Annotated in this window: 23 protein-coding genes; 13 read left to right on the top strand and 10 right to left on the bottom strand. The window is 45.2% G+C overall.

The annotated features are described in order from the left end of the window. Positions 1–117: 117 nt before the first annotated feature. The 4 genes from H6F63_RS06050 to H6F63_RS06065 all read right to left on the bottom strand — a co-directional run bounded on the left by H6F63_RS06050 (position 118) and on the right by H6F63_RS06065 (position 4,308). Positions 118–2,355, bottom strand: a complete 2,238-nt coding sequence (locus H6F63_RS06050; RefSeq protein WP_199297768.1) for a fused MFS/spermidine synthase — start codon at positions 2,353–2,355, stop codon at positions 118–120. Between the two features lie 164 nt (positions 2,356–2,519). Next, a complete protein-coding gene (locus H6F63_RS06055) occupies positions 2,520–2,909 on the bottom strand; it encodes a hypothetical protein (RefSeq protein ID WP_190635740.1) in 390 nt (129 codons plus the stop codon). Positions 2,910–3,078: 169 nt separating this feature from the next. Then, positions 3,079–3,222 carry a hypothetical protein gene (locus H6F63_RS06060; RefSeq protein WP_347276777.1) on the bottom strand — a complete coding sequence of 48 codons (144 nt, stop codon included), beginning with the start codon at positions 3,220–3,222 and terminating at the stop codon, positions 3,079–3,081. 336 nt (positions 3,223–3,558) lie between these two features. Beyond that, complete coding sequence (locus H6F63_RS06065; RefSeq protein ID WP_190635742.1) at positions 3,559–4,308, bottom strand: hypothetical protein; 750 nt, start codon at positions 4,306–4,308, stop codon at positions 3,559–3,561. 364 nt (positions 4,309–4,672) lie between these two features. Here H6F63_RS06065 and H6F63_RS06070 point away from each other — a divergent pair, with 364 nt between their 5' ends. Together H6F63_RS06070 and H6F63_RS06075 are read left to right on the top strand one after the other, a co-directional pair. Then, positions 4,673–5,911, top strand: a complete 1,239-nt coding sequence (locus H6F63_RS06070) for an HhoA/HhoB/HtrA family serine endopeptidase (RefSeq protein WP_190635744.1) — start codon at positions 4,673–4,675, stop codon at positions 5,909–5,911. Positions 5,912–6,095: 184 nt separating this feature from the next. Then, a complete protein-coding gene (locus tag H6F63_RS06075) occupies positions 6,096–7,103 on the top strand; it encodes a hydroxyacid dehydrogenase (protein ID WP_190635746.1) in 1,008 nt (335 codons plus the stop codon). A gap of 129 nt (positions 7,104–7,232) precedes the next feature. Here H6F63_RS06075 and H6F63_RS06080 read toward each other — a convergent pair whose 3' ends face one another. Further along, a complete protein-coding gene (locus H6F63_RS06080; protein WP_190635748.1) occupies positions 7,233–7,490 on the bottom strand; it encodes a hypothetical protein in 258 nt (85 codons plus the stop codon). 86 nt (positions 7,491–7,576) lie between these two features. Next, the gene (locus H6F63_RS06085) at positions 7,577–7,753 is read right to left on the bottom strand and encodes a hypothetical protein (protein ID WP_190635750.1); all 177 of its coding nucleotides are present in this window, start codon (positions 7,751–7,753) and stop codon (positions 7,577–7,579) included. A 234-nt stretch (positions 7,754–7,987) separates the two neighbouring features. On the opposite strand from H6F63_RS06085, the gene H6F63_RS06090 reads away from it, so the two are divergent. After that, positions 7,988–8,806 (top strand): methyltransferase domain-containing protein, encoded by an 819-nt coding sequence (locus H6F63_RS06090; protein ID WP_190635752.1) that lies wholly within the window; start codon positions 7,988–7,990, stop codon positions 8,804–8,806. A 79-nt stretch (positions 8,807–8,885) separates the two neighbouring features. Here H6F63_RS06090 and H6F63_RS06095 read toward each other — a convergent pair whose 3' ends face one another. Next, positions 8,886–9,722, bottom strand: a complete 837-nt coding sequence (locus H6F63_RS06095) for a prephenate/arogenate dehydrogenase (RefSeq protein WP_190635754.1) — start codon at positions 9,720–9,722, stop codon at positions 8,886–8,888. A gap of 290 nt (positions 9,723–10,012) precedes the next feature. Here H6F63_RS06095 and H6F63_RS06100 point away from each other — a divergent pair, with 290 nt between their 5' ends. The 7 genes from H6F63_RS06100 to H6F63_RS06130 all read left to right on the top strand — a co-directional run bounded on the left by H6F63_RS06100 (position 10,013) and on the right by H6F63_RS06130 (position 18,180). Further along, positions 10,013–11,587 carry a pentapeptide repeat-containing protein gene (locus H6F63_RS06100; protein WP_190635757.1) on the top strand — a complete coding sequence of 525 codons (1,575 nt, stop codon included), beginning with the start codon at positions 10,013–10,015 and terminating at the stop codon, positions 11,585–11,587. A gap of 87 nt (positions 11,588–11,674) precedes the next feature. After that, positions 11,675–13,294, top strand: coding sequence for an ATP-dependent DNA helicase (locus tag H6F63_RS06105; RefSeq protein WP_190635758.1), 1,620 nt, complete (start codon positions 11,675–11,677; stop codon positions 13,292–13,294). A gap of 160 nt (positions 13,295–13,454) precedes the next feature. Continuing rightward, positions 13,455–13,667 carry a DUF2839 domain-containing protein gene (locus tag H6F63_RS06110; RefSeq protein WP_190422781.1) on the top strand — a complete coding sequence of 71 codons (213 nt, stop codon included), beginning with the start codon at positions 13,455–13,457 and terminating at the stop codon, positions 13,665–13,667. Positions 13,668–14,170: 503 nt separating this feature from the next. After that, entirely contained in the window at positions 14,171–14,515 is a 345-nt protein-coding gene (locus H6F63_RS06115; RefSeq protein WP_190422779.1) for a DUF1815 family protein, read from the top strand. A gap of 114 nt (positions 14,516–14,629) precedes the next feature. After that, positions 14,630–15,520 carry an alpha/beta hydrolase gene (locus H6F63_RS06120; RefSeq protein WP_190444675.1) on the top strand — a complete coding sequence of 297 codons (891 nt, stop codon included), beginning with the start codon at positions 14,630–14,632 and terminating at the stop codon, positions 15,518–15,520. A gap of 320 nt (positions 15,521–15,840) precedes the next feature. Continuing rightward, positions 15,841–16,713, top strand: coding sequence for an Npun_R2479 family HD domain-containing metalloprotein (locus tag H6F63_RS06125; protein WP_190422775.1), 873 nt, complete (start codon positions 15,841–15,843; stop codon positions 16,711–16,713). Between the two features lie 321 nt (positions 16,714–17,034). Further along, entirely contained in the window at positions 17,035–18,180 is a 1,146-nt protein-coding gene (locus H6F63_RS06130) for an ABC transporter permease (RefSeq protein ID WP_190444676.1), read from the top strand. Positions 18,181–18,258: 78 nt separating this feature from the next. Here the strand turns inward: H6F63_RS06130 and tsaB are convergent, their stop codons facing one another. The 3 genes from tsaB to H6F63_RS06145 are packed head-to-tail and all read right to left on the bottom strand — an operon-like array spanning position 18,259 to position 20,275. Further along, positions 18,259–18,936, bottom strand: a complete 678-nt coding sequence (tsaB, locus tag H6F63_RS06135; protein WP_190635760.1) for a tRNA (adenosine(37)-N6)-threonylcarbamoyltransferase complex dimerization subunit type 1 TsaB — start codon at positions 18,934–18,936, stop codon at positions 18,259–18,261. 36 nt (positions 18,937–18,972) lie between these two features. Beyond that, a complete protein-coding gene (locus H6F63_RS06140) occupies positions 18,973–19,722 on the bottom strand; it encodes a hypothetical protein (protein WP_190635762.1) in 750 nt (249 codons plus the stop codon). Further along, positions 19,715–20,275, bottom strand: coding sequence for an Npun_F5560 family protein (locus H6F63_RS06145; RefSeq protein WP_190422768.1), 561 nt, complete (start codon positions 20,273–20,275; stop codon positions 19,715–19,717). The genes H6F63_RS06140 and H6F63_RS06145 overlap by 8 nt, the downstream gene beginning before the upstream one ends. A gap of 48 nt (positions 20,276–20,323) precedes the next feature. Here H6F63_RS06145 and H6F63_RS06150 point away from each other — a divergent pair, with 48 nt between their 5' ends. The 3 genes from H6F63_RS06150 (at position 20,324) to H6F63_RS06160 (ending at position 22,424) form a co-directional block, all read left to right on the top strand. Beyond that, positions 20,324–20,536 (top strand): hypothetical protein, encoded by a 213-nt coding sequence (locus H6F63_RS06150; RefSeq protein ID WP_190635765.1) that lies wholly within the window; start codon positions 20,324–20,326, stop codon positions 20,534–20,536. Between the two features lie 32 nt (positions 20,537–20,568). Further along, positions 20,569–22,008: a phosphoglucomutase/phosphomannomutase family protein gene (locus H6F63_RS06155; RefSeq protein WP_190635767.1), complete on the top strand. Its 1,440-nt coding sequence runs from the start codon at positions 20,569–20,571 to the stop codon at positions 22,006–22,008. 161 nt (positions 22,009–22,169) lie between these two features. Further along, positions 22,170–22,424, top strand: a complete 255-nt coding sequence (locus H6F63_RS06160; protein ID WP_190422764.1) for a LapA family protein — start codon at positions 22,170–22,172, stop codon at positions 22,422–22,424. Positions 22,425–22,666 lie beyond the last annotated feature (242 nt).

Here is a 22,666-nt window from a genome sequence, read left to right on the forward strand (position 1 = left end):
CTTCTCCATCAATTTCTATCCACAATCACCAACTCCTCTCTCGGCTTGCAACTTCTCTCCTCAACCTACTTCAGGGTTTCTGAGTCTACAAATGCTTATCCCGAACTGAGGTTATTTTTAGGCTCCAAAAGCACGTAAAACTCGAAAAATATTTGAAAAATCATCTGTCCACACAGGTACTTGTTTTGTTTGCGGAATCGGTTGCCAGCGCGAATCATTAATCAGGTTGCCAAAATCTCTTTCATTACGGGCGAATAGCACCCAATGAGAAGGTGATTTACCGATTTCTCGCTCATATTCAGAAATATTCACTTCCCTCTGCCTCAGAGTGGATAATCCTAAATCTTGCGCTAAAGCGCCTAAAACAGGCTCTAAGTTCAAAAATCTGTTAGAAATATTAATGACAATTAAACCGTCTTTTGTTAATTTGCTCAAGTAAAGCTGAATAGCTTCCCGCGTTATTAAGTGAATTGGGACTGAATCAGAGCTAAAAGCATCCATGACAATTAAATCATAGGTATTATCTGAAGCTTCCAAAAATCGCGAACGAGCATCCCCTAAGACAACAGATGATGGAGCTTTTGAATCTTGCAAGAATGTGAAATAACGAGTGTCGCGAGCCAGTTTTTCAACAGTCGGATCTATTTCGTAGAATGTCCATTGTTGCCCTGGTTCTGAGTAAGCAGCAAGTGTCCCTACACCTAATCCCAAAACAGCAACGCGAGAGGGATGTTTATTACTATTAAAAGACTTAAATAATTGTCCAATTGGCCCGGTGGGATGAAAATAAGTTAAGGGTTCGTGGCGGCGTTCTGGAGTTAAACTTTGTTTTCCGTGCAAAATCGTGCCATGCAGCAGGCTATGATAGTCTCCGCGTCTATCATTTAAGACGCGGTAAACACCAAAAAAACTGCGTTCCGTGTCGAGTATACCACCCAGACTTCCTATTGAAAATTGACTGATAAGGAAAATTAAAAATAAGCCAATTATAAGGCGAATGGGGTGTAAATTGAAGGAGTAAAATATAATAATAAGTAGGCTAAACGCCAGGAAATTTCCTATCAAATTGCTAGTTAAATGATTTCCCGAAAAACCCACAAGTAAAGTGCCGATTAAAAGACCCAGACTAATCGGGAAGGTGAAGCGCCGCTGTAAGCTGGATAAAGAATCGTCGGCGTCTTTTGGAGTTTGCCATAGTAGCAAACTGAGGATCATAATCAGAGGGTACTCTAGGACAGATTGAAACAGCAACGGGGCTGCGATCGCGTTGAACAATCCGCCAAGTACGCCCCCAACAGAAATCCATAAATAAAAATTAGTTAAATACTTCGTACTAGGGCGACTTCTAGCTAATTCTCCATGAAAAACACAAGCAGCCACAAAAAATCCCAGCAAATGCAAGGGAAATAAAACCCAAATCGGCTGCATTACTTGAATCAAAAATAAAATAGTTAGTATAGCTAAAAATACAGGCAAAATTGCCCCAAAAAGATTGTGCGGTAGTGTTAGGTTTCGGGCGAAAGTCAAAATAAAAGTTAACAGATAAATTGCTAAGGGAATAGCCCACAAAAGCGGAATTGCGGCAATGTCTGTTGTTAGATAGGTGGTGACTCCTAAAAGTAAGCTGGAAGGCAGAAAAGAAAGTAATACCCACTGAGTTTTTTGTTGAATAGTAGGAGGGAGGAAAGAGTTAGGATTTATGAATTTTGAGTTTTGAGCTAAATTATTTAACTCTTCCTCTTCACTGTTAACTTTTTCTCCTTCCCACCCCATCCCGCGGGGGAAAGATAAGGGTATTTTATTGCTGATGGGTTGAGGGGAGGTCCTGCTACCTTCTTCAGGCGATCGCCACAAGAATACTGCACAAACCAGCGTCGATAAAGCCAGTAATCCGTAAGCGATTGCCCATAACCAACTCTGCTGTGTTAAAGAAAAATTTGGCTCAATTAAGATAGGGTAACTCAGAACTCCTAACATACTGCCAAGGTTACTAGCAGTATATAGAAAATAAGGATCGGAACTGGCTGGATGTCCTGTATCAGCAAACCATTTTTGCACTAAAGGTGCAGAAGTAGCAACAACAAAAAATGGTAATCCGACAGATAAAAGCAGCAAAGCTAATAACCAAGAAATAGGATTAGCCTCTTGAGGAGGAACCCAACTCTTAGCCACAGAAATCGGTAAAAATCCGAGTGGAAGTAACAGTAAAATACTATGAATGATGGCTTGGCGACGAACGCTAAACCAACTTGTCGTTAAATGGGTGTATCCATAACCAAGCAATAAGGCGGCTTGGAAAAAAAATAAGCAAGTGTTCCATACTGAGGGTGCGCCGCCTAATAAAGGTAGAATCATTTTTGCTACCATCAACTGCACCCAGAAAAGTAGAAAAGCACTGATAAAAAGGGTAAAAGAAAAAAGAAATATCATGTCTCCAAACGAAATATTGAAAAGTGTTTCAGACGCGATTAAGTACGTTTATAGAAGAAAAGTCCGCGACCCAAGGAAATAACTTTGCCCTATCGCTTGTCTTCAATGTAAATAATTTTGAGATACTTTGCATCTGCATCTTGTTTCTTTTTTCCCAGGAGTCCTATGATAAAATCACTAGGTTCGTCCTCTTCAAATTCATCGGGACTCACATAGCTAAGCATATCAGGATGATCCCCTGTAACAACCCAGCCTGGACAATTTAGGAGGTTGATAACTATAAAATCTCCACTACAACTGCCATAATAAACTGGCCCCCACTCTGACATAATCGCTTTTGCCTGAGTTGCTAGATCCTGTTGGGGTTCCGTGAGAATCAGACAAGTTCCATTTTCAAACAGAACCCAGGTTTTTTGTTCGCATTGAATAATAGTTTGCCACGTATTGATCAGAGACGCTATGTTTTTTGGCTCGCTCATGGTATGCACTCTCTTGCCATAAAATTGTCAGCATCTCTTCATTTGAGTGCGATCGCGTCCTCGCTACTCCTTATTCCCGACATCCCACATAACCCAAAGACGGAGTTCTCGCGTGTCTAGTTGAGGAGTTACGCGAGTACCACCGCTTCTTTCATCAATGTAACGCAACTTATCCTAGCAAACGATAAAAGCAAATATCTGGTTTGGCTACCAATCCGTTCATTACATCAGTTTCCTCAATATAGGCTGATGCCAAATGTGCCTCTAGCAAAGCATCGTTTTCCCAATCTTCAACAAAGGTAAAATCGGTCACATCGTTACGATTTTGTAATTCGTAACTGATGCAACCATTTTCTTTTCGCTTCGGTTCAATTTACTCCATAAGCGCCAATTTCACTTCTTCATTGTGTTGAGAAGTGCGACAACACAAGGCACTACGCGAACGGTTGTTTTAGATGCTAACTTTTTTACTCTCCTGTTTAAAGAAAGCTTTTTCAAGTTTTCCCCAGACTCAGAATTCGCGGCTTAGACAAGGCAATGATTTTGGATTACTTAAGCGTAGAATTCTGGCGGTTATCGCGTCTCTAGTTGATAACTAAGTATTGCACCTTAAAGTGCATTTCTAGCCAAAAGTCTACAAATCTATTAATTATTTTATAAATTGTAAAACGGGTTCTGGTTTCATATCAAAACCTTCCAGAAATCCTCGTCGGGCGTGCGATCGCATATTATTATCGCACAATTCCATCAAACAAACCAATTCATCCCCTTTATAATATTCCGGATTGCGCTGTAAGAAGTAATTTATATCCGGTTTATTGGTAAATCCCTCCTTAATCTCAGCCCAAGTTCCTCGCAAATGTCCCTGCGACGTGGGGAATCTAATTAATCCAGTTTGGGGATTGTAGTAGTTGCCGAATTTTCTCTTAGCTAGGTAATCCATCAACGCCTGATATTTTTCTGGCGTGGGATATCGCCAAGTCGGATAAAAAGTTTTGGCAAATACTGGCAGGTAGCGATAAGTACGATAGCCTTTGACTATCAGAAACCAGTATAAAGGTTGTTCTGGGGCTTCGGCTTTAATCTGCCCAGCCAGACGACACCATGCCAAAGATAGGGTTTGCTCTCCCCAATATTCATGATTAATAATTGTATCACCGGAAAAAATAGCTTGTTGTGGTTCCTCAAATTCAAATTTAAGAACAGCTACTGTAGAAAAACCCTGGATTTTTTCAGTGTCATCTTTCAGGAGAATTACATAATCTTTTTGAGTTAAATCTTTGTAAAACATATCCTGATTTGTACTATCATAATACTGATAATACAAATCATACATAGAATTAATTAAAGTTTCTGGGAGTTGGTTTAGGCGGACAACTTCAGATTTTAGCCGATTCATAAATCTATTTTTGAGTTAATAACAACTACTTAATAAGTAGACCGCTTTCAATAGCCCAAGTTCCTAGCCGAATCTCAAGATGAGCAAATTAGGCGATCGCGTAGATTCAACAATCTGCCTGTAGCTACATGAAAATGCTGCCACATAAGAGGTAAACACGACAGCAGCATTGCTTCAGCAACAGAAAGATTTCATCTGAGTGCAACACCAATGTCACAAGTACGTCATATCAGGTGTCTACAGTGAGAAGAGTAGAGAGGTGAAGGTTCTCTTCTCTATAGGTGAATCTAGATAGCGTCTTTACGCGGACGCAGTTGGGTAACAAGCGTACTAAGTTTTAACTTCCTTGTGACAGGTGTTTCAAATGCAAAGCAGACAGCACGATAGAGATAAAAATTCCGGGCGATTTGACGCTTCAGCTTCCAAACCCTGGCAAAAGACAGCAACCTATCTGTCGCTGGTGCTGTTGGGAGCAGGTGTCACTTTTTCAGGCAACTATCTAGTAACTAAGGGCGTGGGAACCGAACCCCTACAAGCATCTCCCCTTCCAGAGACTCTCACAGCTCAGGCATTACCAGGAAATACAGATACAAACTTTGTTACAGATGTTGTTGAAAGGGTGGGGCCAGCCGTAGTGCGGATTAATTCTTCCCGTACAGTAAGCAGACAGATTCCCGATGCCTTCAACGATCCTACCTTCCGGCGATTCTTTGGTGGGCAATTACCCACTGGCCCCCAAGAGAGAGTAGAACGGGGTACTGGCTCTGGATTTATTATCAACACTGATGGTCAAATTCTCACTAATGCCCATGTAGTCGATGGTGCTGACACTGTAAACGTTATCCTCAAGGATGGGCGCACCTTTAAAGGTAAGGTGGTGGGAACTGACCCAGTAACAGATGTGGCTGTGGTTAAAATTCAGGCTGATAATTTGCCGACAGTGCGTTTAGGTAATTCCGAGCAGTTGCGACCTGGGGAATGGGCGATCGCTATCGGTAATCCCCTTGGTCTTGATAATACCGTTACTACGGGCATCATTAGCGCCACCGGACGTTCTAGCTCTCAAGTTGGCGTTCCCGATAAGCGGGTAAACTTCATTCAAACTGATGCGGCGATTAATCCGGGTAACTCTGGCGGGCCATTGCTCAACGCCAAAGGTGAGGTAGTTGGGATAAATACAGCCATTATCCGGGGCGCTCAAGGACTTGGTTTCTCAATTCCCATCAACACCGCTCAACGCATTGCTAACCAGCTGGTGACTACAGGTAGGGTAGAACATCCTTATTTAGGCGTTCAGATGACGACGCTTACCCCTGACGTGAGACAGCAAATCAATGAAGATGCCAATAGTGGCTTGAGCGTAGATGCAGATCGAGGTGTCCTCGTTCTTAGAGTTATGCGAAATTCCCCAGCTGCTAGGGCGGGGTTACGCCCTGGAGATGTGATTCAAAAAATCAATGGGCAAGCGATCGCCGACTCGGAAACCGTACAACAGCAAGTAGAAAAGACTCAAGTAGGCAGCAATTTACAGCTAGAGTTACGTCGGAATGGGCAGAATCTTAACGTACCCATCCAAACCGCTGCGCTTCCGGTTGAGCGTTAGTAGGCTGTAGCGTTCCATAAGATAAGTAAGACAGATTACAAGGGATGGGTTAAGAAACCCATCCTTTTTTTTTGCTTGGTGGCTAAACCCAACTTACAATTATTCTTGAGCGAACGGCACGGCACTCTGAATGGCTTTCAAGAATCAAACGAAATTGAATTAATTATACGTCAGAGGTAAAGTGATGAAAGTAGTTATTTTTGAAGTCGAAGATTGGGAAAAAGAGGCGTTCAATGATTTGAGTAAGGAACATGAACTTAAGTTCGTGGACGAGCAACTAAAAAGCGCAAATGCTGGACAATATGCAGATACCGATGTTGTTTCCACCTTCATCGATTCCCAACTTAATGCGGAAGTTCTCCAGCACTTATCCCAGCTCAAATTAATTGCCACCCGTTCAACTGGTTTTGACCACATCGACTCAGAATATTGTCAAACTCAGAACGTGACAATCTGCAACGTTCCCAATTATGGGGAAAATACTATTGCTGAACACGTTTTTGGATTATTGCTGGCAATCAGCCACAATATTATTGAGGCAGTCCATAACACCCGTCAAGGTTATTTTTCCTTCAAAGGACTACAAGGTTTTGACCTACGCGGTAAAACTTTGGGTGTAGTTGGTACGGGAATCATTGGGCAATATGTAATTCAGATTGCCAAGGGATTTCAGATGGAAGTTGTTGCCTTTGATGTGCATCCAAATCAGGAGTTAGCCGCTAGATTGAAATTTGAATATGCTGATTTAGAAAAGGTATTGGCAACTTCTGATATTATCACGCTGCACGTTCCAGCTAACAAGAATACCCATCACCTAATTGCCGCTGAGCAATTTGCTAAAATGAAAGATGGGGCAATTTTAATTAATACAGCCCGTGGAAGTGTAGTAGATATTCAAGCTTTGCTGCACGCACTTATAGAAGGTAAGTTGGCTGCTGCGGGTTTGGATGTATTGCCACAAGAACTTGTTTTGCGGAAAGATTCTGAATTGCTACAGGCTGTTGACCGCAAGCAAGACGACTTACAAACGTTGTTAGCAGACTTGATTTTAATGCGTCTGCCTAATGTAATTGTCACGCCTCATAGTGCTTTCAATACCCGCGAAGCGAGAGAAAGAATTATCAAGACAACCGTGGAAAACATTTTGGCGTTTACTCAAAATAAACCTCAAAATGTTGTTAACAATAAGTAAGACGGCAGAAATTTCACCTTACCCTTAGCCCCTTTCCGCAGGCGAAGAGGGGAGCCGGAGAAAATTTCAGTTTTTTTTATTTCTGGAAGTTGACATGAAGTGATGAATGCGATCGCATCCCGGCACAATCTACCGCCCTTGACGTAAAACCTTGATTTTTTGGTAGCTAATATTACTTGAACTTTTGAAAGATTTGTTCTGAATTGGCTGATTCAAATATTCTGGTTGAGGTATATCAGTAGCCATTCTCTTAGCTTTATCTTTAATAGACTTGAGTACCAGACGAACCACCCATGAAGAAAGGTGCGGGTTTCCATCGATTTCTGCGATCAGAGCATCTAAATCGTTAACAATAGCCACCATTGGGAAGTTCATATCTTTTTGCATTAGTTTGATGCCCTATTATTCAAAACTTGTTGACACAAAAGACCGTTTATGCTGGTTTGATACCGATTTATCGTTCTGGATTTACATTAAAAAACTCTAGAGAATCTTTGGGATGCTTCTGTGTCACTTTTAGAGGTTGAGACAATGGCGATCGCGTCTTTACAAGGCTGACTTTTTACGGCTGAACGCGCTAAACTCCTACTGGTCAAGACTTGTAGCCTCAAAAACTCAAAAGCGATCGCTTTAGCCAATCTAGACAGCATCACTTCTAAAGGCAGACAGTTCTCTAACTGTCACAACTGCTGGCGAAGTTAAAAAAAGCAATTTCCCGACACTATAGGGTTTTTCAGATGGGTGGAAGGGACATGGCATTGCCATGTCCCTTCAGATGTATCGCACCCAACCCTTGAACTGCTATATTTGCTTACCGAAAGCCCTACACTTTATTCATCAGCTCCGTGCGGAGGGAGCAATATTTGCTTTTGGACAGATAGATCGTGAGAGATTCAGAAGAAGCAAAAACCTGGTATGACAAAGACTTGCAGCAAAGAAAAACCTGGTACAGCGAGGTAGCAGATGCCTACAACAAAGCAAGACCGCGCTATCCTAAAGAACTAATTGGTCGTGTTGTAGAGTTAGCTCAACTTGATAAAGACGCGATCGCTCTTGAGATCGGATGCGGCCCTGGAACTGCAACTGTAGAATTTGCCAAATTGGGCTTCTCAATGGTATGCCTGGAACCAAGCCAGGAGGCTTGCCAACTAGCGCGACAGAACTGTGCCACCTATCCGGCTGTAGAGATTAGAAATACCACCTTTGAAGAGTGGGAGCTAGAGCCTGAGAGATTTAATGCCGTCCTTGCAGCAAATTCGTTTCACTGGGTTTCATCACAAATTAGGTGTCCAAAAGCTGCTGCTGCACTACAAGACAACGGTTCTCTGATTTTGCTGTGGAACAAAGAACCTCAACCCCCGTATGAAGTTTACCAAGCGTTGAATGAAGTCTATCAGGCTGAGGCTCCGGAGCTTGCACGTTATGAAGACAGGGAAACTCAGGGAGAAATCCTCAGAGGGCTGGGACAGAATTTCATTGACTCAGGTCTGTTTAAGAACGTAGTGTACGAACAGATGGCGTGTGAAGTCACCTATAGTATTGATGATTATCTGATGCTTTTAAGTACGTTATCGCCGTACATTGCGCTCTTACCGCACAAGAGAGATTCTTTGTTTAAAGGTTTGAGGGAAACGCTAGAAAGACGCACCGGAAGTATTAAGGCATCCTATATTTCAGCTTTTCACATTGCCCAAAAAATATAAGAGTTTATTTCTCTAGGCGCTATTGAAAGACAACGCCTGGAGGTGACAAACTGGCGGGGCGATCAACCCCGTCAGCTTTTTAACAAAATTGCGATCGCTTACTTTGAGTAGTTGTCAGTTTTGAGTGCAAACTGTTCCAATCTTCTTGCTCAATTTGGGAAATAATTTCGTCGAGACATTGACGATATTGTTGGAGACTTTGCAACAACTCAAGGCGATTGTACCGCGCCATCATCAAGCCTAACTCTGGATTCCCCCCACCAACGCGACTGGTATCCCGAAAACCAGAACTAGCCAACTGTTGCGCTAATTCCAGCACAACCCGATCGGTTTCGCTGATACACGCATCAATTAAAGTAGCACTCACCATCACTGGCAAATGAGAAATCCAAGCCACAGCTTTATCGTGGTTTTCTGGAGAACAATGATAAATTTTAGCTTCCAGACTTCGCACAATTTCCTCAACCGTTTTTACAGCAGCTGGCGGTGTCGTCGCCACTGGTGTAAGCACATAAGTCTTACCAACAAACAAATTTTGCATTGCTGCTTCTAAACCACTTTCCGCAGTACCAGCCATCGGGTGTCCCCCGACAAAATTAGCCCAAAGTGGTGTAATTGCCTCAACCACCGACTTTTTCACCGAACCAACATCAGTGATGATGGCATGAGGAGACAAATGGGGAATTAGCTGCTGTACAGTGGATGCGATCGCGCTAATGGGCGTACAAACAAAAACTACATCCGCTGCTGCCAATAGCGCCATATCCACAGCCGCATCATCCACAACGCCACGCGCGATCGCATCCCGACAAACCTTGTCTCGACGACTCACCCCCAAAACCTGATAGCCAGCCGCTCGTAAATCCAAACCCAGCGATCCGCCAATCAGTCCCAGCCCTACAATACCAATATTCATCGCCCTTCCCGCCGCTATTATGACGCGGCATAATGGATTTCTTTATTCATCGTTCATCATCCTGAGGATACTCACACTAAACTTCTAACTAAGATTTACAGATAGACACGCTAGATTAAGGCTTGTACAACTTTGGATAAATGCTAGAACAAGCCAGAATAATAGAAGCAAAGCGAGGGTTCATCTGCTGCACACCCATCCAGCTACTCAAAATGGAAAATAACCCGCAAGGCTTGGCTTTAGCACACTACTCCTAACCATAAAATGAGAATGCTGGCGAGGTGGCTCCAATGAATGTCGATGAATTGATAGTAAAATATGCAGCCGGGGTCAGAAACTTTGTGGCGGCTAACTTGACCGAGGCTAACTTGAGTGGCATCAACCTCAGTGGTGTTAACTTGAGTAACGCTAACTTAAGTGTTGCCAACCTCAGTGGTGCCAATCTGAGTGGTGCCAACCTGAGTCACGCGAAACTCAATGTCGCCAGACTTAGTGGTGCCAATCTCAGCAAAGCCATCTTAAACCAGGCAAACTTTAACGTAGCTAACCTGATTCGGGCAGACATGGGGGGAGCCGAACTGGTTCAGGCGGCACTAATTCGCGCCGAACTAATTCGCGCCGAACTCAGTGGATGCAATCTCAGATCGGCTAACCTCAGCGGTGCCGATTTGAGAGAAGCAACCCTCAGACAAGCCAACCTCTCTCGCGCCAGTTTGAATGAAGCTAATCTCCGGGGAGCCTTCCTGACTGGTGCTAACTTGGAACAGGCTAACTTGAATGGAACCGACTTAAGCCGAACCGATTTGAGCGGGGCAAATCTCCGAGAAGCTGAACTCAGACAAGCTAATCTTTCTCGCGCCAACTTGAGCGGCGCAGACATGAGCGGAGCGAATTTGCGCTGGGCGGACTTAAGCGGGGCGAATTTGCGCTGGGCGGACTTAAGCGGCGCTAAATTAAGTGGAGCCAACTTAATCGGGGCAGACTTAAGCAACGCTAATTTACTTAATGCCAGCTTAGTTCATGCGGATCTCACTCAAGCTAGATTGATTAAAGCTGATTGGATCGGAGCCGACTTGACAGGTGCTATCTTGACAGGAGCAAAACTTTATGCAGTGTCGCGCTTCGGGCTAAAAACAGAAGGAATGACTTGCGAGTGGGTTGATTTGAGTCCAGATGGCGATCGCACTGAAATTTTCCGCCTCACCACCGAAGAATCAAAAAAGTTCTTTAATGAAACCCTGCCCACCGTTCGGATTATCGTTGATGCACCATTAGATATGGAGGCAAATTTAGCTTTAGCCACCACTTATCATCACATCGCTAAGCACTATCCCGGTATCGGCAATCCCCCAAGTTTGGAGGTAAGCTCAAGAAAAACCATTCTCACCTTCCGAATGGACAGCAACGATCAATTATTTCCCCTCGCTTACGTTGCGATTCTTCCCTTTTACGATGCAGCAGCTACTCACAAAAATATCATCGCCCTATTGCACATCCTCCAATCCCAAAATATAGACACCCTTGGTCTTAAAGATAATTATCGAATCAAGCAATTAACCGCAGCCCTTAGTAAAACCATTAACCAGGTTAGCGCTATAGATATTTTCCAAGCTCTACCAGGACTCAAAGACAAAGTAAATTTCTTTCACGCTCCTACCCAAACGGTTTTAAACAACTCTACCGATCAGACTTTAAATGTTTATCATCACCCGGTTTTTGGCAAGCGGTTTATGAATTTGTCTAACTTAGGCAGCTCTCCAAAAAATCCCTCCATAGAAATACAAAACTCCACTTTGCCTCCTGTAGGTACGGTAATTGAATTTATCAAAGAATTTAATTATTTGGAAAAATCTCAGCAGAGCTAATATAAGTAGATTGGCTAGTTGCTAAAGGCGGCAATTAGTAATCCTTCAATTAGCAATTAGGAATCCTTCCATTAGCATCTAACTAAAGTGATAGAGGTAGAAGTTCATTCCTTACTACGTGCATTCCTACGCGAGCAGGGAAACCGAGCTTGGCCGCATCATCTAACAATGGCGAGGCTGGTGGCGCGGGCTTTGCGATTGGGGCGTTCTGCCCTGATACAAACTGGATCACCCCAGAGTATGGGAAGTTACCGTCTGAGTTACCTCAGCCCTGCTTTGCTTTGGCAAGGCCCAGTAATTGTGGTAGCTCCAGAATCGGTGCAACAGCGCTTGATAGAAGTGCAAATTCCCCAGTTACAACAATGGATGAAAACGGATAAGGCGATAATTACAGATTACGCTTTGCCTGAGAACTTCCAAGGGTTGCTGCTGACATCTCCGGAAATTTGGTTAAGCGATCGCTTAAAAAATTTGGGAACCATACCAACTGGCATCCCTACTATCTTTGATGGTGCTGATGAGTTGGAAGAATTGGCACGGGAGCAGTTAACAGTTTGCTTGCAACCCAAAGACTGGGACGATTTGATGCGGGCTTTTCCTCACCAAACAGAGCCGATTCTGGATGCGCGAGTACAACTGACAAAAGAACTCTTCCAGCATCCAGTAAATCCCTATGAATGCTATCTGATTTCTCGATCAGAGCAAGGAATTTTGCAGCATCTCTACGAGTCATTAACAATGCCTCCTAGTAATGGTTCAGTAGACCGAAATGCGGATTTTATCACTTCAGTGCTAGGCGCGATCGCTACTGACAACGGACAGCAGACAGCGGAAGACAAACTACCCCCCGCATGGCAGAATTTCTGGGAGCGATCGCGCTCCTCAAACCAACTGATGTGGGCGGAAATGAAGAGAGCCAAAGGGCAGTTTTCTCTGTATTGTGGCCCGGTTGAAGTCGCAACCGCCTTAGAAAAAATTTGGCATCAAGATCCGGTAGTGTTGATTGGTGCAGCACTGGATTTGGAGACGGAAGCTAAAGTCTATCGTCAGCGCGTAGGACTAAAAGATTTAACTTGCATAAAATTTTCTCCAGACAGGCAAAATGAATTAATTCATCTGTATCTCCCCGATCGCCTCCCTTTCCCCAATACGCCCCAATTTCAGGGGTTTTTGATTCAAGAAGTCCGGAGGTTAATCGAAGAAATTGATAAATTGCCCGTAAATAATCCGGACATCCATAAACTAGCTGTGATTTTAGTCGAGGATACACCACTCAGGGCGCAGGTAGCAGCTGCTCTGGCTGGTGAGTTTGGCTCCCGCGTACAAGTAGAAAAAACCCGCGTGTCAAACAATGGCATTTTAGTAACAGGCTGGGAATTTTGGCGACATCATCAGGAGACGTTACCTGCTCCCCAGTTGCTAGTAATTGCGACTTTGCCCATACCTTCTCTAGAAAATCCTTTGGTAGCTGGTCGGGTAATTTATTATAAACAGCAGCGTCAAGACTGGTTTCGTCTGTATCTGTTGCCCGTGGCGTTGAGTGAATTACAGCGAGCGATCGCGCCCGTGAGAGAATCTCAAGGTGTTGTTGCTCTACTCGATAGCCGCGTAAATCACCGCAGCTATGGCTCTCAGGTACTGGAAGCGCTTAGCCCTCTAGCACGAATCAACTATTTGGATACCAACTGGTTTACAGGCGATCGCTAGGGGCTGGGAATTGCGAATTGGAAAGAATCTTTTACCTAATCCCCAGCCTCTAATCCCTAATCCCCAATCCCTCCTCCCCGATTTCGTAATTTCTATAAACAATTCCGGCAACGGGCCTAACCCCAGCGTTATTATTAACAAGTCTCTAAAACTATCAATTATGGGTGATTCCAAGCGTCGTAAAGAAGCACTCGGAGAGAATTACGGTCAACAGGCTTACATTCTTCCCTGGCTACCGATTACTAAAACTCAAGCACAACAGTTCGTCAAATGGAGCAACCGGGGCGCCTGGATTGGCATAAGCTTCCTGATAGGTACCTGGGTAACTATCCGCTTCATCGGCCCTTCCTTTGGTTGGTGGCAAGTCAACTAGAGTCTGGTAACAGTTTACTTGGGTGAAGTTTCTAGCGGTGAAGCATTTGCCAGACTTGCCTTAATGCTTCCCTGACAAAAACTCAGCTTATATAAGCTGAGTTTATAATTGTGATTTGTAATTCTTATTCGGCGCGAACCTCGCTAAAAGGTTTGTCCTTTTGAAACATCGCACCACTTCAGCCCCAAGTCATCCTTTAGGTAGAACTAAGCTTTCTCTATGTTGTTTAGGATGCTCTTGAGTGAAGCTTATTGTTACCGAGCCAGAGACAGATACAATTTTAATCGTCACTCAGGGTGTTTACAATGCTCTTGAGTGAAGCTCATTGTTACTGTTGATACTTTGCATTCCTAGATACTTAAGTTAACTTGGTGCAAAGCTGGTATTATTCAGTTTCTTCATAGTCTCAATTCTCTTAACCTAACATAGCGCATAGGTTGAGGGTAAAAATCTTAAGAAAGTATAAAACGTTTACACTTAGGTGTGGTGGTTGGAGGACAACCGTGTTTCTACGACTTGCAGAGCAACACCGTCAATTTGTACATGATCTAGTGATGAACCTCCAAGCTATGGCAATTGTGCTAGAGCAACGGGGATATTTGGCTTCTTGCTATACCTGCGGAGGTCAAATGAATAGCGCATCATTTATGGTCAGTCTGGGGGAGAATCATCTGATTCGCTTTTTGGTGTCAGATTACGGCATCACCTGGACAGAAATGCGGGATGACCGCGAACTGATGAAGCTAGAGGGCGCTGAAGCCATTTCTCAGCTGCAAGACTTAGCCAATCTAGTCAAATATAAAATCAAGCCCTCTGAGTATCGTCCCGTTGTGCCGCAGCGGAGATAAAGTTGCTGCCAAGGTTTCGCTACTATCTTTAGACAGATTGGCTCTTGGGACTGCTAATCTGAAAAAGGGGAAACCTATGTCCTATCCGCAGGCGAGGGACGGCTGCTACTGTTTATGACTGCTGTCAATTTTGAATGGCAACACCAGTTTATTGAGACGAACGACATTCACTTACACTACGTGACCCAAGGACAGGGGGAGCTGGTGATACTGCTGCACGGATTTCCAGAGTTTTGGTATTCCTGGCGGCATCAAATACCAGCACTAGCCCGTCATTTTAAAGTGGTGGTTCCCGATTTGCGGGGATACAACGATTCGGATAAGCCCCTAAGCGGTTATGACCTGGATACCCTGAGTGCTGATATTCGGGGATTGATTAAAAATCTAGGCTATGTCCGGGCGCATATTGTAGGTCACGACTGGGGTGGATTAATCGCGTGGAATCTTGCCCAGAAGTTTCCCCAAGTTCTGAATAGACTGGCAATTTTGAATGCGCCGCACCCGTATAGGTTTTGGCAGGAACTTGCTGGAAACTTGGATCAACTGCGTCGCAGCTGGTACGTGCTGGCGTTTCAGATTCCTGGTTTACCAGAGTGGCTGATTCGACAAAATTTAAAAGATTTTGTAAACAACGTATTTCGGGAACAAGCGGTTCGCAAAGGAGCGTTTACCGCAGAAGATACCCAGCGGTATCAAGAGGCATTGGCAAAACCTGGGGTGCTGGCGGCGGCGATGAACTATTATCGCTCCTCCCTGTCGCCGCAGAGTTGGTTGCACCATTGGGGGCGATCGCCCGAACCGATTACCGTACCCACCTTGATGCTGTGGAGCGAAGAAGATGCCTTTTTTGGTCACAAACTCACCGAAGGCATGGAACGCTTGATAAATGCGCCTTTCAAGCTCAAATTCGTTAGTCACTGCGGTCACTGGATGCAGCAGGAAGTTCCCCAAACTGTCAACCGAGAACTATTAAACTTTTTGCGCCCCCCTATTCTAAAAGGATGAGGTAGGAATCTAGATTCTTCGATTCCTACCTCATCTGTGAACCTTTCAAAACCAAAGCTGGCGGTTGTGATGAGAAACACAAAGCACCATGACAGTTGACAACACCAACCGCCGAAATTTAGTGCATCCTGAAGGTGTAGGGGGTGTATCTATTCCGTAAGACAGAGACAAATGCTTTATTCTCAGATGCGCTGTATTCTTGACCTAGTGCCAAGTTAAAAGCGATCGCGTCTTTTGTAAAGTTAGAGTCTCGCAGCTCAATTATTCCACGATTCCGTATCTCCCCTCTCACGGCACTGAGAAAAGCGCGAGTACCCAGAATGTTTAACGCAACAGAAATTTTAATTGACAGTTTTGTTCAAAGTATTCGTGAAGGCTATCGTCGCACCTACGGCGGCTATAAGCCCGACTACGAAGACATCATCGCCTGGGCGGGGTCTATGGCTCTGGAAAACATTGCTAACAGCGATGCCCTCTATCACAACGTAGAACACTCGATCTTAGTAGCTCTGGTGGGACAGGAAATTTTACGGGGGAGACACATCCGTGAGGGTGGAGTGTCCTGTGAAGACTGGTTACACTTCATCATCTCCGTAGTTTGCCATGACATCGGCTACGTTAAGGGAGTGTGTCGCCAAGATAGGGACGAAGAACGACTTTACTCCACCGGGAAAGATGGAGAAATGGTTTCTGTTCCTCGCGGATCGAGCGATGCTTCTTTGACACCTTACCATGTAGATCGAGCAAAACAATTTATTGAGGAACGCTTTGGCGGTCATAAGCTGATTGACGCTGAGGTGATAAAGCACAATATCGAATTAACCCGTTTCCCGGTGCCAACAGCAGAGGATCATCAAGATACTGTCAATTATCCAGGCTTGGTTCGTGCCTCTGACTTGATTGGTCAGCTCAGCGATCCCCGCTATCTAAAGAAAATCGGGGCGCTGTATTATGAGTTTGAAGAAACGGGCGTAAATAAAGCCCTGAATTATAAGCATCCGGGAGATTTGCGGCGGAACTATCCCAAGTTCTACTGGCATGGAGTATTCCCGTATATTCAGGATGCGCTGCGTTACTTACAGCTAACACAGCAAGGTAAACAAATCATTGCTAACCTCTACTCAAATGTGTTTGTTGTTGAACACGAAAGTGCTGAAGATGAGCGGAGACAACTGGAGGGGCAGCTTAGGTAAGAGTTTTAAGTTTTGGATTTTGAGTTAGAAGCAAATATAGCGGCTCTCATTGGTATGCGGTACAGTTTTGACCTCTCTAAACCTCTCTCCAATTCCGGAGAGAGGCTTTCAAATTAGCCCCCTTCCAAGAACAAAATTTTCCTTTCCCCTTGCCTTGTAGGGGAGGGCTAGATAGAGGTGGGAAGGGGCTTGGGGGTTGGGTTCCAACTGTATTTAAATCAACCGAGAACGGCTATAAGTTAGGAATCAGAATAAACTATGAAATTCTAGATACTGGCTTATCATTTAATTCAGAACTCATAATTTATAACTCATAACTTTATGAACTGGTGGCAAAAATTAAAAAATAATCCCTTGGCACGATCAGGGGCTGTATTGCTGATAGTTTTCTATTTGGCAGTAATTTTCGCTGATTTTGTGGCTCCTTACCGTCCGTGTGACACTTATGACCTGTCTAACGGCCTGTGTGACGTGCAGCCAAATACCTCCTTGTTGGAACCTACCAAGATATACTGGCGCAACCAAGCAGGAGAGTTTATTGGGCCTCACGTTTATCCTACGACTCAGGGGCCAACAGATATCGAGACAGGCGATCGCAAATTAACTGTAAACTTCCAAAAACCGTCACCAGTACGCTTTTTTGTCCGCGGAGCAAAATACCCACTGTTTCAGTTGCGCCTGCCATTGCCACCCAAATTTGATGAGGTAGAAATATTTCCAGGCATCCCCTTGGATTGGCACCTCTTCGGAGCTGTTGGAGAAGGGAAACTGAATTTATTAGGCACCGATGAACAGGGGCGCGATCAGTTCAGCCGCCTGCTGCATGGTGGCAGAATAAGCCTCAGCATCGGCTTAGTGGGAATTATCATTTCCTTTCCACTGGGTATGTTAGCGGGGGGGATTTCTGGCTACGTCGGTGGCTGGGTTGACGGCATTTTAATGCGTGCCGTGGAAGTGCTGATGACCATTCCCAGCCTGTATCTGCTGGTTTCCCTTGCCGCAGTGCTGCCACTTGGCCTTAGCAGCGCCCAGCGGTTTTTGTTGATTGTGCTGATTACCTCATTCATCGGCTGGGCTGGGTTAGCGCGGGTGATTCGGGGACAGGTGCTGTCAATTAAAGAGCGAGAATTTGTGCAAGCGGCCCGAGCAATGGGCGCGAAACCGCTTTACATTATTGTGCGTCACGTTTTGCCGCAGACAGCCACTTACATAATTATCTCAGCAACGCTGGCGGTGCCTGGGTTTATCGTGGCAGAATCGGTGCTGAGTTTGATTGGGCTTGGCATTCAGCAGCCCGACCCTTCGTGGGGAAATATGCTGTCGTTGGCGACTAATGCTTCAATTTTAGTGTTGCAGCCTTGGTTGATCTGGCCTCCGGCGCTGTTGATTATCCTCACGGTGTTGGCGTTTAATTTGCTGGGAGATGGCTTGCGGGATGCCCTCGATCCCCGGAGTTTGCGGCGGTAGTTTTAAGTCTTCAAGCAAGTTGCGTGAGACATCTTTATCAGAGTTGGTGATTATTTTTGGTTGGGGTTGTTGTTAGACCTACCCAGCTGGTTTGTCTTCAACTGGATGTTGACCATAAAACGGTAGCGCTTCCGACCAGTGGGGGCGCTTTTCTTGTTGCCAATCTAGATAGGCAAGTTCTAATACGCTGCAAACTGAGGCACCCAGTCCAGCGCCAGCAGGGATGTCAATTAGCTGATAGGGCGTAGTAGACTGCGTTTCTAGGGTTTGGTGCCATGCTGTCGGTGTTAGCACCGTATCTGACAACAATTGGGTAAGTCCTGAACCGGATGGGGAAACTTGATAAATCGCAGCAAATAATTGACCGCGTTGGGCTGGCATTTGGATAGCGATCGCATCTTTTCCGTTGTCCTTTGCCAATCCCAAATGCGACCAAGCAACAGCTGCCAAGGTGGAAATAGCAAACACGGGAATATTCAACTGTTGCCCTAGTGTACGGGCGGTGACGACACCGATGCGAGTGCTGGTGAAACTACCGGGGCCAATTGCTACGGCAATAAACGCCAAATCTGCCCAGGTTTGCGGCTGGATGAACTCAGCTAGATGTTGATGTAAATGACTTGATAAATCGCGCCCTAAATCCCAGGTAAAAGAACGCGAATTCAGAGCAAAATTGCTTAAGGCTAAACCTAGTTCGGGGCTGCTAGTGTGGAGTGCTAAGCCGTATTTATTGGAATTAAACTGCACGGAATCCATACTCAGTAGCCTACAAGGAGCGATCGCTCGACATTTTTATAATTTTGCAGGGATAATTTCTAGATCATAAATTGGCTGCCGAGTCAAGCAATGCCAGTGACAAACAAATAAATCTGGCTTTTGGATGCCGATGCTGGCGATCGCGCTTTCGGCTGGAAACGGCAAAAGTCGGTCAAAAACTAGATTTTGATCCCTAAACCCGAACTGTAATAAATAAACGCTTGGTGGAGCTGATAAATATTGCAGCAGCTTGTACCCTAGCTGGTAAAGTGGCTGACGTTGCGAGTCCGATAGATGCACAGGCATCCGGTATTTTAAGCCTTCACTCGCCTCATCTTTACCAATTACCTCGCCGTAGAGCGGCCCTTTAGCGGTGAGAACCACTGCTAACCAGAAATTTCCGACACCTGTGGCGTATCCTAATTGCTCAACTAGCTGGCGCAAACCTGTTACATCGCGGCAAGCATTGTAGACGCTCTGACCTGGAAAATCCAAATTTTCCGGCAAATTCAACGTCAAAGGACACCAAATTAGTTTGTTGTCAGTGGTCAGTTGTTTGTTGATAATTAACCACTGAGTGCTAACTACTTGGACATTTACTGCTGCTGGTAGCGCTTCTCCTTGGTTTTGTAAGCCCGCAAAGGCGGGCTTAGTTTGTGCGACTGCGCCTATCTTCGGGCTATTTGCCTTAAGCGCGGACACCATCTGGGCTGTTGTGGGCGATGCTGCGATTATTTCCCCAGTTTCATCAACCTCCGCATCGACCACAATCAAAACTTTACGCATGACCAAAGGTAGGAATAGGGCCAGGAGCATTACCCATGCGCGGGAAACTAGGCAAATCAATGCCCGTTGTTGTCGTGCGGCGGGTTCTTATCGCTAGACGATAGCTGACACTTTGTAACTCCGCGTGGAGTTGACGGTTTTCCCGTTGCAGCATCGCCACTTTCTCGCGGACTGGTGCCATACGTTCGGCAAATTTCTGTTTATAAATTTGCGGTAACTCCTGTACCACCTGCTCTAACATCCGGCTGCGGTCAGTTAATTCCTGTACCGACTGCCGCAATTGATAAATTTCCGTGTCACGGGAAGTAATCTGCTCTTGATAGAAAGTTACCTGCTGTTCAACTTCTTGCAATTGTTCTCGCAGCGCTCTCATCTGAGCCATGTGACGCTCAGAAACTTCCGGCTTGGGCATAAAGTTGGCATTGCCCTTAACCAGCCGGAATAGTTCTTGAGACAGCTGCTGAACCAATTGGTCTCGCATTTGCAACTCTTCGCGCAGGCGAGTTACATCAGATTGAAGTGTTTGTAGGGTGGGGGTGTCAGTCTGGCTCACAATGGCTTAGAACTCCTCTTGAGATGATTTTCCCCATACGAGGAAGCGATGCGATCGCGTATTACTCATATTGCTGTTGCAGCTAATTTACCATTTGCTAGGGCAATTGACACCTTATTGCTACTCTTGTTTGAAATTAAGGGTAGATTCTATCGTATTCTCAGATCCATCTGGATTTTCTACCGTCAAATTCAAATAACTTGTGTAAACACGCCTATTTGTGATTGGCGGCGACATCTCAAAGAGGTGGGTGTCTTGTAGTATTTAGGTGGAATAAAGAGGAAGTGGTCAAGATGAGTGTAGCCAGCAGTTCCAATAAAATAAAGTTTGGCACGGATGGATGGCGGGGAATTATCGCTTCGGATTTTACCTTCTCCAATGTGTGTAAGGTAACGCGGGCGATCGCTAGTTATCTCGAAACCGCCTATTCTAAAGACCGACCAGTTTTAATTGCTTACGATACCCGTTTTCTAGCTGACCAGTTTGCCCGTACTGCTGCTGAAGTTCTTGTAGACTTGGGCTGGACAGTAAAAATTGTCGATCGGGATTGTCCGACTCCGGTAATTGCTTACAACGCCAAAATTCTCAACTCAGCAGGGGCGCTGATGTTCACCGCTTCTCACAACCCTGCACCCTATTGTGGCATTAAGTATATCCCCGACTATGCTGGGCCAGCTACTCCGGAAATTACAGACACGATTGTAGCCAATATTGAAGGGGCATCAGATGAGCCTGCTTCGGGCAAAAATACCGATAAGATTTCTACTTTTGACCCGAAGCCAGATTATCTCCAGTTTATTTACACGCTGCTGGATGTAGAGCGAATCAAGAGCGCCGGACTGAAGGTGAAGTACGATGCTCTGTACTCCACCTCTCGTGGATATTTGGATACAGTGTTAGAACACTGCGGTTGCGAAATTGAGTCATTCCACACACACCGCGATGTACTATTTGGCGGCGGAATGCCAGAACCGAAGGGAGAACAGCTGGAGGAACTGGTCGAAGCGGTACGCCGGGATCAAGCGGATTTGGGTTTGGCGACGGATGGAGATAGCGATCGCTTCGGTATTGTAGACGAACAAGGCAACGTGCTGACACCCAACACGGTGCTGCTATTGCTGGCGCGTCACCTGATCAAAAATAAAGGCAAAACTGGGGCAATTGTCCGTACAGTTGCTACTACCCACCTGCTAGATAACTTTGCTGCAAAATACGGTTTGGAAATCTACGAAACTGCTGTAGGCTTCAAATACATCGGCGAGAAAATGCGCGAGACGCAGGTGCTGATTGGCGGTGAAGAATCAGGCGGACTGAGCATTGTCGGACATATTCCCGAAAAAGATGGAATTTTAGCCGATATGCTAGTAGCAGAAGCGATCGCCTACGAAGGTAAGCCACTGTCGCAACTGGTAGAAGAAGCGATTGCTGAAGCTGATGGCCCTCTGTACAACCAACGCCTAGACTTGCACTTAGAGGATGCCCACAAAGCCGCTGTCATCGATTCTTTCACCAAAAATCCCCCAACAGAAGTTGCGGGGATTAAAGTCAAAGAAGTAGGACGCAAAGACGGCATCAAACTTTACCTGGAAGATGGCAGTTGGGTACTCCTGCGTCCGTCTGGTACAGAACCACTGATGCGCGTTTATCTGGAAACAAACTCTCCGGAAAAACAAAGCCAAATCGCTCAACAAATGGAACAAACTATTAACAAGTTGGAACCAGCAAAAGTTTAGGCGAAAGGAAGAGTTAGAAGTGTCCACGATGTGGGACTTTTCTTAATATCCGTAGAACAGGTGTCTTGCCTTTATTAATATTGATAAAACAGGTTTTTCGCCTGTTTTATAATGGCAGGCGAGACGCCCTACCTACGGTAAATCAAGGTTTAACAAAATAAATGAAAACCTTTACCAATTTACTCACATCCATAATTTTAGCGATTTGGGCGGGCGCGATCGCCATCCTTGCCGTACAGAACGCCACATCAGTGTCGCTGAAATTTTTCACGTTTGAGTCAATTCAGATGCCAGTGGGCGTTGTGCTGGCTTTTAGCGCTGGTGTGGGAGCAATTGGCGGTGCGATCGCGCCTCTTTTCTGGTCGCGTGGCAACAGGCAGCTGCAATCTGAGTACGCCGAAGAAGATTTTGAATAGCTATTGCCCCGACGACTGTAGGCGCGGCTATTCAAACAAAACCTGCCGGGCGCGGCTTTTAAAAGGCTTAATTTTTCTGTTACTCCCCGCAAGCAATTCAAGGGTTGGGTGCGATATATCTGTAGGGGCATGGCAATGCCCATTGGTGTCAACTTAACCAGAGGAAGCCCAGATTTCTTTTGAGCGAGCGGTATTTTCTCGATGCCGCTTGCGTTCAGCTTTTACCAAACCTAAGCGCTGGT

The sequence above is a fragment of the Trichocoleus sp. FACHB-40 genome (assembly GCF_014695915.1).
In the GTDB taxonomy this organism is placed as follows: domain Bacteria; phylum Cyanobacteriota; class Cyanobacteriia; order Cyanobacteriales; family FACHB-T130; genus Funiculus; species Funiculus sociatus.

What these genes read in the sequence shown, in the direction of transcription:
- H6F63_RS06050 (WP_199297768.1), bottom strand. Translation starts at nt 2,355, where the DNA reads ATGATTCTACCTTTATTAGGCGGCGCACCCTCAGTATGGAACACTTGC.
- H6F63_RS06055 (WP_190635740.1), bottom strand. Translation starts at nt 2,909, where the DNA reads ATGAGCGAGCCAAAAAACATAGCGTCTCTGATCAATACGTGGCAAACT.
- H6F63_RS06065 (WP_190635742.1), bottom strand. Translation starts at nt 4,308, where the DNA reads ATGAATCGGCTAAAATCTGAAGTTGTCCGCCTAAACCAACTCCCAGAA.
- H6F63_RS06070 (WP_190635744.1), top strand. Translation starts at nt 4,673, where the DNA reads ATGCAAAGCAGACAGCACGATAGAGATAAAAATTCCGGGCGATTTGAC.
- H6F63_RS06075 (WP_190635746.1), top strand. Translation starts at nt 6,096, where the DNA reads ATGAAAGTAGTTATTTTTGAAGTCGAAGATTGGGAAAAAGAGGCGTTC.
- H6F63_RS06080 (WP_190635748.1), bottom strand. Translation starts at nt 7,490, where the DNA reads ATGCAAAAAGATATGAACTTCCCAATGGTGGCTATTGTTAACGATTTA.
- H6F63_RS06085 (WP_190635750.1), bottom strand. Translation starts at nt 7,753, where the DNA reads ATGCTGTCTAGATTGGCTAAAGCGATCGCTTTTGAGTTTTTGAGGCTA.
- H6F63_RS06095 (WP_190635754.1), bottom strand. Translation starts at nt 9,722, where the DNA reads ATGAATATTGGTATTGTAGGGCTGGGACTGATTGGCGGATCGCTGGGT.
- H6F63_RS06100 (WP_190635757.1), top strand. Translation starts at nt 10,013, where the DNA reads ATGAATGTCGATGAATTGATAGTAAAATATGCAGCCGGGGTCAGAAAC.
- H6F63_RS06110 (WP_190422781.1), top strand. Translation starts at nt 13,455, where the DNA reads ATGGGTGATTCCAAGCGTCGTAAAGAAGCACTCGGAGAGAATTACGGT.
- H6F63_RS06120 (WP_190444675.1), top strand. Translation starts at nt 14,630, where the DNA reads ATGACTGCTGTCAATTTTGAATGGCAACACCAGTTTATTGAGACGAAC.
- H6F63_RS06125 (WP_190422775.1), top strand. Translation starts at nt 15,841, where the DNA reads ATGTTTAACGCAACAGAAATTTTAATTGACAGTTTTGTTCAAAGTATT.
- H6F63_RS06130 (WP_190444676.1), top strand. Translation starts at nt 17,035, where the DNA reads ATGAACTGGTGGCAAAAATTAAAAAATAATCCCTTGGCACGATCAGGG.
- tsaB (WP_190635760.1), bottom strand. Translation starts at nt 18,936, where the DNA reads ATGGATTCCGTGCAGTTTAATTCCAATAAATACGGCTTAGCACTCCAC.
- H6F63_RS06140 (WP_190635762.1), bottom strand. Translation starts at nt 19,722, where the DNA reads ATGCGTAAAGTTTTGATTGTGGTCGATGCGGAGGTTGATGAAACTGGG.
- H6F63_RS06150 (WP_190635765.1), top strand. Translation starts at nt 20,324, where the DNA reads ATGCGATCGCGTATTACTCATATTGCTGTTGCAGCTAATTTACCATTT.
- H6F63_RS06155 (WP_190635767.1), top strand. Translation starts at nt 20,569, where the DNA reads ATGAGTGTAGCCAGCAGTTCCAATAAAATAAAGTTTGGCACGGATGGA.
- H6F63_RS06160 (WP_190422764.1), top strand. Translation starts at nt 22,170, where the DNA reads ATGAAAACCTTTACCAATTTACTCACATCCATAATTTTAGCGATTTGG.